The following is a 14,186-nucleotide window of genomic DNA, read 5'->3' on the forward strand; positions in this document are numbered from 1 at the left end:
CTAGCGTTCAAATCGATTCACAAACAAGCCGCCTCTGTGCTAGAGGGGTGAGGTGTTAGCGCCAACCACCCCTCCCCTTTCGACGCGTCGTGCGATTGCGCGGACCATGCGTGCGGACGCGCGGGTCAAAGGCCTCAGAACCCTATGGCCGCCTCTGTGTCTTCTCGCGATCGTGGGCGCAGCAGGCAGCCTCATCGAGGGCCTACCCGCAGCGCTGGTCTCGGCTGGAGCGGGCCTAACCTGGCTCCTCAGTGCCTATTTGTTCTGGCGCGGCTGGAAGCGCTTCCATCCGATGGGTGAGCATGAGGCCGGGCGCGCGCTTGAAGAAGCCGCCGGCCTACAAGAATTACGCCCGCTGACTGGGGGGGAGGATCGGCGCATCAGTGGCGATGATGCCTTGTGGTCCTGGCACCAAGCGCGCTTGATCAAAGCGGCAGCCGCTTTATCCACCCCCGTGAAACCCAAGCTTTTGTGGCAAGATGCCGCCAAGGCTTTGGCCCTGCTGGCGGCACTTGGATTATGCTGCTTGAACCCTGTGGCCAGTGTGCGCGCCTTGACGTTTGACTTATCGCCCTTGGTCGGCGACGGCGACTTGGTTGTTGAGGTTTGGGCCGAACCGCCCGCTTATACGGGCTTACCCCTAATCCGGCTCGACCGCAGCCAACGCGAGGTGTCTTTGCCGGTCGGCTCTAAAGTAACCGCCCGTGTCGATGGCGCGCGCGGGGCACCGGTCTTGCGCGGGCCCTCACGCAGCACGCGGCTAAGCCCGGCGCAGGGTGCTGCGTGGCAAGGCCAAATTGAGATTACCCGTTCTGGCACCCTGACGCTTGATCGCCTCGGCACGCGTGCCCAGTGGCATTTGAATGTAACGCCAGACCAGAAGCCCCAGCTAAGCCTGCCCAAACCGATCCAAATTGACCCCAAAGGCCGGCTCGATATCGCGTTTCAGGCCAGCGATGATTATGGCCTCGCCGCAGCCTTTGTGCGTATCCGCCCGGTGAAAGTCCCCGAAGGATTGGCCGGTCGTTCCGTCTTTGATACGCCCATACCCCTCGAGGGGGCTGCCGGCGAGAATGGCGCGAGACGGGTCTTTTTGGAGGTTGAAGACCACGCTTTGGCGGGCCTAACTGTCGAAGCCCAAATCGTGGTGCGCGATGGCTTAGGTCAAGAAACTGCTTCACAGACCATGAAACTCACCCTGCCTGAGCGGAATTGGCAATCAAGCTTGGCGGCGGCCTTACAAGAAGTCCGCCTCTTGATCTTGCGAGAAGCGCGACCCTACCAGCGCCCGCTGCCGGTCTTTGCCACGTTGTTTGAACCCGTAAGTGGGGGCGGAGCGGCAAGTGATGTCCTTCATCTTGGCCCCATCAAGCTTGACTTGACTGACCCGCAGCCCGGTGCCCCACCCGGCATCGCCCAAGCAACCCGTCGCCTTGAAGCCATTGCCGAAGCAATGCAGCAATTGGGCTTGAGCGATCTGGGCCAATTGAGCCTGCATTATGCGCTCGAACGGCTGAGCATCGCGCGCGACGTCGCTGACGCCCATCGTGTCGCGCCGATATTGTGGGAGATGGCGTTACAGATTGAGGCAAGCAACCAGACCCCAGCCCAACAGAAAATCGCCCAAGCGCGCGAGGCTTTGAAACAAGCCCTTGAACAAGGTGCCTCCCCGGAAGAAATCCAGCAATTGACGCAAGAATTGCGCGAAGCGGTGGGGGAGAGACTACAGGAATTGGCACAGCAAGGTGCTTCTGGTGAAGGCGGCGACCAAGGCCAATCTGGCCCACAGATTAGCGCGGGCGATTTGGAAGACCGCCTTCGGGAACTAGAAGAATCCGGTAGTTCCGGTTCGCGCGAAGAGGCTTTGGCGCAATTGGACCAATTGGACGAGTTGCTCGAAAACCTCCAGCCTGGTGCCCCTGGTGGGTCTGGCCAAGCAAATGGTCTAGGCCAAGGCGGGCCACTTGACGATGCGATGCGGCAACAGCGGGCCCTATCGGATCAGACCGAGCAATTGGGCGAGACCCCACCCTCTGACCAATCCCGTCAGAGAGCAGAAGATCTGGCCAATCAACAAGAGGGGTTGGCGGATGCTTTAGGCGGCAACCGCCAAGACGATCCATCCCAGGAACAAAGTGCGGAAGACCAAAATAGGCGCCAAGCCGCTGAAGCCATGCGCGAAGCCGCGCAAGCCTTACGCGAAGGTGACCTTAATCGCGCCCAAGACGCCCAGGCGCGCGCGTTACAGGCACTTAGACAAGCCGCCGAGTCGAACCCACAGGGTCAAGCAGGTGCGGGTGGGGAGACAGACCCCCTTGGCCGGGCTTTACCGAAACAAGATGATGGCAAAGCTACCAAAGTCCCGGACGGTGTTGAAAAGCGGCGCGCCCGCGATGTGCGCGATGAATTGCGCCGTCGCCAAGCAGACCCGCAGCGCGACAAGAATGAGCGCGACTATATCGACCGACTTTTACAAGACCGCTAGCACCGCCAGATTATACTTGACAGTTCTACTGCCATCATGACAGTATCACTGTCATGGAAGAAGTTTTAAGCAAAACCCATCGCGAACGCCAGCGTGACGCCACTGCCGAGATTATCTTGGATGCGGTTGGCCGGTGTCTTGAGGACGTGGAACTTACAGAGCTAACCTTTACCCAAGTCGCCCGAATGGCGGGCTTGGGCGAGCGGACGATTTACCGCCACTTCCCCAATAAGGAAGCCCTTTTGGAGGGATGGTGGCGCGCCCATAAGGCGCGACTGGGCCAGGAGGGCTTCCCCGATACTTTGGCTGCGCTGCTCGACTTTCCCGTGAAGGCCTTTCCTGCCTTTGACGAAGAAGCCGAAATCATGCGCGGCGCGGTCCTCTCGCCACAAGGCCGGGCCATGACATTAGCGCGCAATGATGAACGCCAAGCCGCGATCCGCCGCGCAGTACGGGCCGAGCTTGGCCCAGACGCTTCAGAAGACTTGGTGCTGACGGTGTGTGCCAGCGTGCAATTGATCCAATCTGCCACCGCTTGGCTTACCATGCGCGATTATTGGGACCTTTCGGGCGACCAGTCCGGCCAGATCGCACGCCGGGCCATCCAAGCCATCTTTACTGCCGCGCGTAACGGCACTTTGTAGGAGTATCCGATGATTTTACATGCCTCTATTTCTGCGGGCGATCCAAAACACGTCGCCTCTGTCTTAGCTGAGCTTTGGGATGGAGAAGCCTTACCGTTTGCGCCTGTTTCGGGGGCTTGGATCGCCATGGCAGGTGATGAGCGTGGCTCTGGCATTGAGGTCTATCCCCGGGGTCGGGCGCTGGTTCCCGGGGTGGACGATGCCATGTTTGACACAACAGATCTTGAGCAGCCCGCCCGCTATGGTGCCACGCATCTGGCGATCCAATGCCATAAACCTCAATCAGCCATCGAGGCCATCGCCCAGCGTGAAAACTGGCGGTCTGTGCGCTGTTCGCGCGGTGGCATGTTTGACGTGATCGAGTTCTGGATTGAAAATTCCACCATGATTGAAGTCCTAACCTCTGAGATGCAGCGTGACTATCAGGCGACATCCTCGATTGAGGCGTGGCGGGAGGCGATTGGCCACATGGCGTGAAAGAACAGGTCGCCTGTTCGGTTTGGCGGGCAGCGCGCTTTATTGGGGGGACGATGATGACAATAGTTGAAACAACTCAGAAGCCACGGCGCTTCTATCAGATGATGGCGTGGGTGTTTGTCGCCGTGGCCTTTGGCGGCTTTATCCCGACCTATTGGCTAAAGCTGATGGACGGCAGCTTTGCCGGAAAACCCATCCTGCACATTCACGGCTTCCTCTTATTTGCGTGGGTGCTTTTTTATGCCGTGCAGGTCAATTTCGTGGCCAATCGTAAAATGGCAGACCATCGAAGCTGGGGGATAGCCGGGGTCTCACTATTTACCGCGCTCGCCATTTCGATTGTTTTGGCGGCCATTAATACGATCAAGCAGGGCGAGCTAACGGGCTTTGCCACCCAAGCCGCCTCTTTTTCCATCGTAACTTTCTCAGGCATTGCCATCATCACGGCCTTTATTACGCTGGCGATCATGAATGTGCATCGGCCTGAGTGGCATAGCCGTTTGATGAGCCTTTCTTTTGTGCCGCTCTTGGAAGCCCCGATGGCGCGGCCCTTTGCGGTCTTGATGACCCCGCCCGGTGCGGTTGGACCACCGCCTGTGTTTGTCACACTCCCACCCTCGCTGGTGATTGATCTCTTGCTGATTGCCTTTTTGATCTATGATCGGCGGGTTCTTGGCCGCTTTCATCCTGTCACGGTTTGGGGCGCTGTCGCCATCATTGCGGTGCAGATCCTGTGCGTCCCGATTTCGACCCATCCTGCTTGGATTGCCACGGCCAAAGCGATTGCGGGCCTTGCAAGCTAACAAAAAGGGCACCAGACCGACGATCTGGTGCCCCATTTTTTCAGGCTTAAGCCTTTGACTATTTGTCTTCCAGCTCTCGCGACCATTGGCCGAGCGAGGCGAGCCCATTCATATGGGCGCGCTTGTAGAAAGCGGCTTGGGCGGCTGGGATATTTTCTTCCTTGCCCGACCACGCCTTTTGCGGGGCAGCCTGCAGCGCACGGCCATAGGAGAAGGTCAAGTTCCACGGAAGCGCATGCATGGCATTCATCGCGTTCAAATGGGCCGTCGCATCAATGTCAGACTGGCCGCCCGACAAGAAGGCAATGCCGGTGACTGTCGAGGGCACCGTATTCTTCAAGCACTGAACGGTCTTTTCGGCCACTTCATCAACGCTGGCTTGTGTTTTACACTTACGGCCGGCGATCACCATATTTGGCTTCAAGACGATGCCTTCCAATTGCACCCGCATCTCATAAAGCGCTTGGAACGTGCTCTTCAGCACATATTCGGTGACTTCAAAGCAGCGATTAATGTCATGGTCGAGGTCCATCAGGACTTCGGGTTCGACAATCGGCACAATGTTTTCTTCTTGGCACATAGCCGCATAGCGCGCCAAAGCATGCGCATTGGCCTTGACCGCACCGGCACTTGGGCGACGGGCGTCAATATCAATCACGGCACGCCACTTCGCAAAGCGGGCCCCATGCACATAATAGTCGCGCAGACGATCGCGCAAATTATCCAAGCCATCGGTGACCCGCTCGCCCGGGAAGAAAGGCATTTCGCGCGGGCCCAAATCGACCTTAATGCCAGGGATAGCGCCATGCGACTTGATGATATCGACCAAGCGCGACTCATCGCGGGCAAATTGGCGAATGGTTTCGTCATAGAGGATCACGCCCGAGATATGGTCCTTCATCGCCCTTTCCGACCGGAACAACATCTCGCGATAGTCGCGACGCGTGTTGGGGGTGGATTCAACGCCAATGGCATCAAAGCGCGAACGAATGGTGGCGGTGCTTTCATCCGCTGCCAAAATGCCCTTACCGGGGGCGACCATGGCTTTGGCGGTCGCGACGAGTTGATCGAGATTCATAGCTGTCCTCTTGGATACACAGTTGGATTAGGATGGATGCTTAAGAGCTTCGACGCCCGGCAATGCTTTGCCTTCCATCCATTCGAGGAAGGCACCGCCGGCGGTTGAAACAAAGGTGAAGTCATCAGCAACTTTGGCTTGATTGAGCGCCGAGACCGTGTCGCCACCACCTGCGACGGCAACAAGGCGACCTGAGCGCGCGAGCGCCGCAGCCGTCCGGGCCGCTTCCATCGTGCCAATGTCGAAAGGTGGCAATTCAAATGCGCCTAAAGGACCATTCCAAACCAAAGTCTTGGCCGTCTCTAAGGCAGCCGCCAAAGCAGCAACCGATTTTGGCCCGGCATCCAAGATCATCTCTTGGTCTGTTACATCGCCAATCTCGCAGGTGCGGTGCGGGGCATGGGCGGCAAAAGCTTCTGCCACCACGACATCGGTTGGAAGCAGGATTTGGCACTTATTGCTTGCTGCCTGCGCCTCAATCGCGCGCGCGGTGTCGAGGAGATCATGCTCGCACAAGGACTTGCCGACATGGGCCCCACGTGCGGCCAAGAAAGTATTGGCCATCCCACCACCGACCGCCAGAATATCGACCTTTGAAACAAGGTTCTGAAGCAGATCAATCTTGCTGGACACTTTCGCTCCACCCACCACGGCCATCACGGGATGGGTTGGGTTGCCAAGCGCTTTATCGAGATAATCCAGCTCATGGGCCATCGACAGCCCCGGATAAGCAGGCAGTAAATGCGCCAAGCCTTCGGTTGAGGCATGGGCGCGATGGGCGGCAGAGAATGCGTCATTCACATAGATATCAGCCAGACGCGCAAAGCCCTTAGCCAGCTCTGGATCGTTCTTTTCTTCGCCCGGCTGGAAGCGGGTATTTTCCAGTAACAGCACCTCGCCTGCTTGCAACTGCGCGACCGCGGCTTCTGCGACAGGGCCTACGCAATCAGCGGCGAAGGCAACTTGTCGATCCAAGAGGGCAGCAAGGGCAGGGACAATCGGGGCCAAGGACATGGCTGGCACGACTTTACCCTTGGGGCGATCAAAATGGGCCGCGAGAATGACTTTCGCACCCTTCTCACTCAAAAGCGCAATCGTCGGCAACGCGGCGCGGAGGCGTGTGTCATCGGTGATCACACCGTCTTGCATTGGGACATTGAAATCAACGCGGACAAAGGCGCGTTTGCCTTGAAGATCCGCCGTCTTGAGCGATAGAAAAGTCATTTTTACCCTATCAACGCGTGAAATGCCGCACCTAAACCAAATCCAAGGCCGTGAACAAAAACGATGAACACGATGGCCAGAGTTGCGGTGCCGATTGCTTTGGCGGGGTTCGCACGAAGCATGCCACTGAGGCGAAGCCTATGCACAAACCCCCACCAGCCACTGGCCAAGCCGATCATCACACCAGCAACCCACCAAGATAGACCTAAGAGGGCGAGGACAAGTGTGGCCGTAACCAAACCTGCCTCGACAAGGCCATTGATGAAGCGCGACGGGGTGAAATCAGGCTTGGGTTCAGTCACATCCATCAGATCAATTTGGCCATAGCGATGGCAGTATCGCTCATGCGGGTCGAGAAGCCCCACTCATTATCGTACCAAGTCAGGATACGTACCAGCGTGCCGTCCATCACTTTGGTTTGATCCAAAGCAAAGGTCGATGAATGGCTGTCATGATTGAAGTCGATCGAGACATTGGGGTCTGACGTATAGCCCAAGACACCTTTCAACGGACCATCAGCGGCGGCCTTGATTGCGGCGTTGATTTCATCGACCGTGGTGGTGCGCTTGGCAACAAACTTCAAGTCCACGCACGATACGTTTGGCGTTGGCACGCGGATAGCCACGCCATCCAAACGCCCTGCCAATTCAGGCAGAACCAGACCGACTGCCTTGGCTGCACCGGTTGAGGTTGGGATCATGGACAAAGCCGCCGCACGTGCCCGGTACAAATCCTTATGCATCGTATCCAAGGTTGGCTGGTCACCCGTGTAAGAGTGGATGGTGGTCATAAAACCCTTGTCGATGCCAATGGCGTCATTCAAGACTTTCACAACGGGAGCCAAGCAATTGGTGGTGCAGGATGCGTTGGAGACAATCAAATCATCCTTGGTGAGGGACTGATGATTGACGCCATACACGATGGTCTTGTCTGATTGTTCACCGGGGGCGGAAATCAAAACGCGCTTGGCACCAGCGGTCAAATGAGCCGCAGCCTTATCACGGGCGGTAAACAAGCCCGTACATTCCATGGCGATATCAACTTTGTTTTCACCCCAGGGCAAAGTTGCGGGGTCGCGCAAGGCGGTTACTTTGATAGGCTTGCCATCGACGACAATCGTGTCGCCCTCAACGCTGACACTGGCGGGAAAACGACCGTGCACGGAATCATATTTCAACAGGTGCGCATTCGTCGCGGCAGGTCCCAAATCATTGATCGCCACCACTTCAATATCATCTCGTCCATTCTCGATGATGGACCGTAAAACAAGGCGGCCAATCCGGCCAAATCCATTGATCGCGACGCGCACGCTCATACTAATCTCCGTAGTAAAACTACAAAATCAAGGCGCTTTCGCCCTATTTTGCTGGAACATGGCATGTATAAAGTGCCCACGCCATTTGTAGCGTCGCTATAGCCATCATCTATCGAATCGTCCACCCAATGGCACTGTTTGCTTGCCGATGATTTGGGGTTTTGGCAGGACTAAGCTATGGGATTTGTCATGAGCATTGGAAAACCTCCTCCGCTGGATCAAACTCTCGTCCGTTTCGACAGTGCCTTGTCGCGCCTTGAAACAGCCTTGGCGGCGTCTATGGCGCGCGTCACCGACACAGCGCGTCGGACCGGTTATGAAGAAGGCCACCAAGCTGGCCTGCGCGAAGCACAAGAAACGCGCGGCTATCCGGCAACACCGGACGTAAATCCCCTGTTGCAAGAAGAATTAGACGCAGCAAAGGCGCGCGAAGCCCAATTGCAACGCGCGGTTGAAGAGGCCCGCACCGCATTGAAAGATGCGATGGGCGACATCCGGGCAGCCCTCACCCCCCTCTGATCAAACCAGCGGACGAATGAAGCCATGCAGATGCAGTCCGTCCCGCTTGATCATGCCGCCTTGTCCGTACGCGGGGCCATGCATGTCGTGCGAACCTCATCGAGCTTGAAAGCATGGCGCCTGCCTGCGTGGACGTGGGCGCAATCGCCAGATCCGGCGGTGGACCTGATGGTGGGTATGACAAGCGGCGTGCGCTTGTGTTTTACGACCGATGCCGAAGCACTCTCGCTGAAGGTGCTTGAGACTGGCATTCAACTCGCCGGCACGCCACGACGGCCGGTGACCTTCGAGCTTTATGTCGATGGGGTCCAAAAGGCCTCAACCGAGGCCAGCTCTGGGCATACGATCCTTGTTACCCCGACCGGTCCCTCGTTTGTGCCCGGAAATGCCTCTGAAATCTTTATTGACGATCTGGGTGCTGGGCACAAAGCACTTGAACTCTGGTTGCCCCAATCGGCGCAAGTGGAGCTTCTCGAATTATCGATCTCAGACGGGGCACAACTTCTCCCGAGCCTACAGCCGAGTGGCCTGCGCTGGGCCCATTATGGCAGCTCCATCAGTCATGGCATGGAAGCCAAAGGCCCGTCTTGGACCTGGCCTGCCGTAGCCGCGCGCGCTTTGGGCCATGATTTGATGAATATTGGCTTGGCGGGCCAATGCCACTTGGACGGCTTTGTCGCCCGCAGCCTGCGCGATGGGCCCTTTGATGCCATCAGCCTAGAAGTCGGGATCAATATTATTGGTGCTGACACCATGCGACGGCGCGTCTTCGCCAGCGCCCTGCACAGCTTCTTAGATACAATTCGCGAGGGCAAGCCCGATGTCCCCTTGCTTGTCATCTCGCCCATCTTCTGCCCGTTACTTGAGACGCGCGTTGGCCCCCTAATGCGCGATAGCCTGGCCAGCTATGGCACGACGGAGCGGCCTCACAGTGCGGCTGATGGCGCCCTGACCTTGGTCGAATCGCGGGCCATCATCTCAGATGTCATCACACGTCGGCAAAATGGCGGCGATGCCAACCTTGCCTACCTCGATGGCCTCACTCTGTTTGGGGCAGCCGATGAAGCGGACCTGCCAGACCATCTGCATCCCAATGCTGCAGGCCAAGAGCGCATGGGGTTGCGCTTTGCCGGTTCAGATTGGGCAAAACGGCTTGGATAATTGCCGGTGTGAGCTGCGGCTTTTGAGTGGGTAGTTTTACTTTGATGCAACGACAGCCCATAGGTCATAAGCTAATCTGGGAGCGTCGATTTGACTAAGATTTTAATCACCGGTGGGGCAGGTTATATTGGCAGCCACGCAGCTTGGGCTTGTGTGGATGCAGGCTATGAAATTGTTGTGCTGGACAATCTATCCACGGGTGTGGCGCGAAATGTGCCCCCCAATGCGACCTTGATTGAGATAGACATCGGCGACCGGGCTGCCCTCGCAACGATCTTAAACAGCCATAAGGTCGACGCGATCATGCATTTTGCGGGCTCCATCGTTGTGCCAGAATCGGTGGTAAACCCCGGGCTTTACTATGAGAACAACACCGCCAAAAGCTTGGGACTGATCCAAGAGGCGGTAAAGGCTGGCGTAAAGGCATTCATCTTTTCCTCAACCGCCGCCGTTTATGCGCCGGGCAGTGCAGAGCCGTTGACCGAAACCGCGCCCAAAGCACCCCTCAGCCCCTATGGACAATCCAAATTGATGACCGAGCTGATGCTGGCCGACATGTCGGCGGCCCATGGCTTGTCGGTCGGCGTGTTGCGCTATTTCAATGTAGCCGGTGCTGACCCGAAAGGCCGTACGGGCCAAAGCACCCCGAATGCGACACACCTGATTAAAGTTGCTTGCGAAGTGGCCACCGGCAAGCGGCAGAGCATGGAGGTCTATGGCACCGATTATGATACGCCCGATGGCACCTGCGTCCGAGACTATATTCACGTCAGCGATCTGGCTGATGCACACGTGCTGCTTGCGCAACATCTCTTGGCGGGCGGGGCCAATGTCACCGCCAATTGCGGCTATGGCAAAGGGGCTTCAGTCTTAGAAGTCTTAGCTTCTTTGGAAAAGCAATTGAACCATCCAATCCAGGCAAAAATGTCGCCGCGTCGGGCAGGCGATGCGCCGTCCTTGGTTGCCAATTCGGCCCACCTCAAATCCCTGATGCCGTGGAAGCCCAAGTATGAGAACTTGGATGATATTGTCGCGGCAGCTTTGGCCTGGGAACGCAAAATACAAGGTCGTTAGAACCGCTATCGATTAGCATAAGGCAGAAATGTCACAGCTTGTCTTGGGCTAGGCGTTTATCCGATTTCACCGATGGCTTTCGAGGCTGTGAAGAGACCCATAAATCGATCCGAGCGCTGGAAGTCGTCGAGCGGAAGTAGCTTACCATATTCCCAACCGGGCTCATGGGTACGCTTTGGCCTTTTCAACTTAAGACCACAAGACACAAGCCATTCGCAAAAAGCGTTGTACAAGCCTGAGTAGGCTGAATTGGCAGCAGTCGGATCTGCCATCTCATAGAGCTCCTCGAGCGATGAATCAGCCGCGCAATGCCCAGCTTTGAGCGGAAACTTCAAGAGATCAGCCATTTCAAAAGAGCGGGTATCCCCCGCAGTGCACAAGGCCGGGACGTTTGAGTTCATGGCAATAATCGACCCGTGCACTCGTGTTCCACACGCAAAAGACACATCGGGCCCAAAACGTGCCTTCCAATCTGGATAGCTCGGGTCCAGAAAAATTCGGCCCCTAAAAAAGGCGCGAGCGAAGCAGGGATAATAGAAGGGATAGCTAATATTCGAGAAATCGTCATGTACGGGCTTCGTGATATCGGACTCAAATGTGGCCCTTAAGACTGCTGCCTCACTTTGAAGGATGTAGTCTATGTTCGACGTCTCAAAATGCGAGAACAAGCCTGTTGCTACGATCCGTTTGGTCCGATCGAGCTCTGGATAGGGCACCACTCTCTTAGGTCCCGCCTCATACCAAGTTGGACATCCGACTGCCGCAATGTTTTTAATGCCTAATAGGGACATTAAGTCTGCGGTAATCGCGCCCCTAACCCCTAGGCTAACCGACTTCGAGGCCAACAATCGATAGAACTTCACCATCGGCCTAGAGAGAGATGCCCGTATCTCACGCGGACTCTGACTAATGGCGTTACTACCGACACTGAAAGCAACAATTGGCCGTTCAATTTTCGCGACGAAGCGATAAAGCTGGTCCCAGTTCAGCTCGTTTGCACCTGCTGATAGCTGGTCTTGAAGAACCAGTAACACATGGCTGAATTCTGAATTAATGTATTCTACGACGTCTGTGCCCAATGCCGATCTATCAAACATGTTCGCCAAGCCAACAGCAGGATCGAAGTCGATGAAGCGAGAAAGCGCATAGGTGATATAACCATTGCCAGTATTGCCGTTGAGTTTGAGAAGTGCCTCATCAAGCAAGAATGGGTCTTTGCTACCACTTTCTAAAAGCAAATTATGGTTCATCAGGAAAGGACGAAACTTGGTTCGCGCCTTCTTTTGTCCCGCCGAGGAATTTGCCATAATTCTTACGCTTTCTGCCCGGCGAAACACAACTTGTGGCGCCTAGTTCTGGGTTGTTTTAGACCCGTTACCGCTGAGCAATTTTGGGTACGAGGTCAACAACGGCCTGCTGACAAGAGATACCCTAGTCGTCATTTATCAACAGAAAGTTCCAGAAGAACCATGAATCCGATGGGTTTTCTGGCTCAACCCTTCCCCTTAATCGAGCGCGAGATTGCTCGAATTGGGCCGGTTAAGCGCCATGATGTAGAATCATATATTGCCGATAATCGGGTAGCAGCAGCAACGTGGAGATTTTCGTTCTCCTGAGCCTGCCGTTTGAATACGGCAACAGCGTCTTGAAGCTGAGTGACAATTGACGGATCCAAGCTTGCAAACGTTGCAGCGCCCGCCTCTCCCGAAATCGGGTTAAGATTAGGTGTGCTTTCGTTCTGCCGCTCTAGTCTCATTATTAATTGATCGACTAAATCTTCATAGGATTCACCAATATAAACAAGGTCTTTATCAGCAATTGGATCCACGAAGCTCAGGGCTTTGTCTCGAATACTTGTTTCCGACTCTTTGATGGCAACAAAGGATTGGGGCATTCGATAGATGCAATAGCCAAAAATCACGCCAATGCACCGCCCCACAAATTGACCCTCCTTTTGGCTGGACGCGTAGCTTTGGAGGAATTTTTCGCTGAGATTCTTAGAGATGTCTTCCAATAAGGACCTGTTAAACGAATTTTTGGACAACAGATTACTGATCCCCTTTTGATCACCACGCGCCGATTGGATTGCCTCGTGGGCTTCTGTCAAAAGTTCAATGAGGTTATACAGGCTTGGATCACAGTTCAAAACGAATTGAGAAATTTCACTAAACTCATCTCTGGTGAACAATTCGCGTTCACTCTCCGCCCGGCAGGACGACAGGAGTTGAGTGTAGGTTTTGAAAACAATGTCATCGATCAAGCGATATCGAAACCCACCACTTGCCAACTCAAATATTTGACCCGCTTGACGTATTGATAGGCAATTAAGGTCTACCAGTCTTTGGACTAAACGTGTGATCCCCAAAGACCAGAAGAATAAGCTTTGAACACCCAAGCGCTCGGCTACGCGATCCCAATGGCCATCAGAATAATCATTCTGCCGATAATAGACCAGCGGAAGGTTTACAAAGGCAGTCCTCTCTCCACGATGGGCCTCAACAAACCATGCAACATGGCTATAGATTTTTGAGGTTCGCATCCACTCCAAGCCACGCTCTGCATCTAGGCGCGACTTCAACTGGATGATGTTTGAGATACCGGCAAACGTATTGATGAGGCCGATCATCTCAATAATTTCATCGATGGGTCCAGATACCTGCGGACCATGCATCGGCATGGGCCTCATATCGATCAGATGTCCTTCGGGGGAGATCGTTGACGAGTTGAAGATAATGCAGCTGTAGTTGCGAGTTTGAAGTATTGACAACACCCGGTCCACCGCATTGGGCTTGATCGGATCGTCGTCACCTAAGAACCAGACATAATCGCCTCTGAGAAATTCGAGGGACCTGATCATGTTTTCCTCAGCCGTATCATAATGCTGAGTGCGATTGATAAGCTTGAAATTAGGATGAGAAAATTTTTCCAGTCGCTTTTTTGTGTCATCTGGCGACATATTGTTCACAACGACCAATTCGACCTCAACATCATCGCGCTTCAGAAAGAGTTCGATAACGGATCGAACTTGCGCTTCCACAAACTTGCCGCGCTTATAAGTGGGAATGCAGATACTAGGCCGTGTGGACAAAGTGGATTCCCAAATCAGTTAGTTTCTGATTCAACGCTGNCAGCGGGATTGTTTTGGTTGCATCGGCTGACGCTTGGGCAGTTCCGCGTGCCCGCGTTGCGGTTGTTTTGGCCACGGATGAAGTTTCGTTGTTAACTTTTTTGACTGCCATTGAATTTCCCCAAATTCTGCCTGTTTGCCCGCATCCACATGCATGATCGACTTAGATAAATTTACTTAAGCCAGAAGGCGAAACTGCTTCAAAGCCGATACTTCTGAGGCCGACGGCCTGTCAAGAAAGCAAGCGTGCAATACAATGGGGAAAGGTGATTTTGGTGC

At 55.1% G+C, this 14,186-nt stretch carries 13 protein-coding genes; 7 read left to right on the plus strand and 6 right to left on the minus strand.

Annotated features, from left to right (window positions below; all coding sequences use genetic code 11):
- Positions 1-52 precede the first annotated feature (52 nt).
- Genes B7364_RS16935 through B7364_RS16950 form a run of 4 tightly spaced genes read left to right on the plus strand, consistent with a single transcriptional unit; the run spans position 53 to position 4,409 of the window.
- The gene (locus B7364_RS16935; RefSeq protein WP_157893770.1) at positions 53-2,485 is read left to right on the plus strand and encodes a DUF4175 family protein; all 2,433 of its coding nucleotides are present in this window, start codon (positions 53-55) and stop codon (positions 2,483-2,485) included.
- A 53-nt stretch (positions 2,486-2,538) separates the two neighbouring features.
- Positions 2,539-3,129 (plus strand): TetR/AcrR family transcriptional regulator, encoded by a 591-nt coding sequence (locus B7364_RS16940; protein ID WP_085341233.1) that lies wholly within the window; start codon positions 2,539-2,541, stop codon positions 3,127-3,129.
- Positions 3,130-3,138: 9 nt separating this feature from the next.
- A complete protein-coding gene (locus tag B7364_RS16945; RefSeq protein ID WP_085341234.1) occupies positions 3,139-3,606 on the plus strand; it encodes a hypothetical protein in 468 nt (155 codons plus the stop codon).
- A gap of 53 nt (positions 3,607-3,659) precedes the next feature.
- Complete coding sequence (locus B7364_RS16950) at positions 3,660-4,409, plus strand: hypothetical protein (protein WP_157893771.1); 750 nt, start codon at positions 3,660-3,662, stop codon at positions 4,407-4,409.
- Between the two features lie 58 nt (positions 4,410-4,467).
- Here the strand turns inward: B7364_RS16950 and B7364_RS16955 are convergent, their stop codons facing one another.
- The 4 genes from B7364_RS16955 to gap are packed head-to-tail and all read right to left on the minus strand — an operon-like array spanning position 4,468 to position 8,026.
- On the minus strand, positions 4,468-5,487 hold the full coding sequence (locus B7364_RS16955; protein WP_085341235.1) for a class I fructose-bisphosphate aldolase: 1,020 nt from the start codon (positions 5,485-5,487) through the stop codon (positions 4,468-4,470).
- A 27-nt stretch (positions 5,488-5,514) separates the two neighbouring features.
- Positions 5,515-6,711, minus strand: a complete 1,197-nt coding sequence (locus tag B7364_RS16960; protein WP_085341236.1) for a phosphoglycerate kinase — start codon at positions 6,709-6,711, stop codon at positions 5,515-5,517.
- A 2-nt stretch (positions 6,712-6,713) separates the two neighbouring features.
- Positions 6,714-7,019, minus strand: coding sequence for a hypothetical protein (locus B7364_RS16965; protein WP_085341237.1), 306 nt, complete (start codon positions 7,017-7,019; stop codon positions 6,714-6,716).
- Positions 7,019-8,026 (minus strand): type I glyceraldehyde-3-phosphate dehydrogenase, encoded by a 1,008-nt coding sequence (gap, locus tag B7364_RS16970; protein WP_085341238.1) that lies wholly within the window; start codon positions 8,024-8,026, stop codon positions 7,019-7,021. Before gap ends, B7364_RS16965 begins: the two co-directional genes overlap by 1 nt.
- Positions 8,027-8,215: 189 nt before the next feature.
- On the opposite strand from gap, the gene B7364_RS16975 reads away from it, so the two are divergent.
- The 3 genes from B7364_RS16975 to galE all read left to right on the plus strand — a co-directional run bounded on the left by B7364_RS16975 (position 8,216) and on the right by galE (position 10,780).
- Positions 8,216-8,545 (plus strand): hypothetical protein, encoded by a 330-nt coding sequence (locus B7364_RS16975; RefSeq protein WP_157893772.1) that lies wholly within the window; start codon positions 8,216-8,218, stop codon positions 8,543-8,545.
- 30 nt (positions 8,546-8,575) lie between these two features.
- On the plus strand, positions 8,576-9,706 hold the full coding sequence (locus B7364_RS16980) for a GDSL-type esterase/lipase family protein (RefSeq protein ID WP_157893773.1): 1,131 nt from the start codon (positions 8,576-8,578) through the stop codon (positions 9,704-9,706).
- Between the two features lie 90 nt (positions 9,707-9,796).
- A complete protein-coding gene (galE, locus tag B7364_RS16985) occupies positions 9,797-10,780 on the plus strand; it encodes a UDP-glucose 4-epimerase GalE (RefSeq protein ID WP_085341241.1) in 984 nt (327 codons plus the stop codon).
- 56 nt (positions 10,781-10,836) lie between these two features.
- On the opposite strand, the gene B7364_RS16990 is transcribed toward galE, so the two are convergent.
- Both B7364_RS16990 and B7364_RS16995 read right to left on the minus strand, forming a co-directional pair.
- Positions 10,837-12,087: a polysaccharide pyruvyl transferase family protein gene (locus tag B7364_RS16990; protein WP_085341242.1), complete on the minus strand. Its 1,251-nt coding sequence runs from the start codon at positions 12,085-12,087 to the stop codon at positions 10,837-10,839.
- A 185-nt stretch (positions 12,088-12,272) separates the two neighbouring features.
- The gene (locus tag B7364_RS16995) at positions 12,273-13,868 is read right to left on the minus strand and encodes a glycosyltransferase (RefSeq protein WP_157893774.1); all 1,596 of its coding nucleotides are present in this window, start codon (positions 13,866-13,868) and stop codon (positions 12,273-12,275) included.
- Positions 13,869-14,186: the final 318 nt, after the last annotated feature.

Source organism: Aquidulcibacter paucihalophilus, from assembly GCF_002105465.1.
Classification (GTDB): Bacteria; Pseudomonadota; Alphaproteobacteria; order Caulobacterales; family Aquidulcibacteraceae; genus Aquidulcibacter; species Aquidulcibacter paucihalophilus.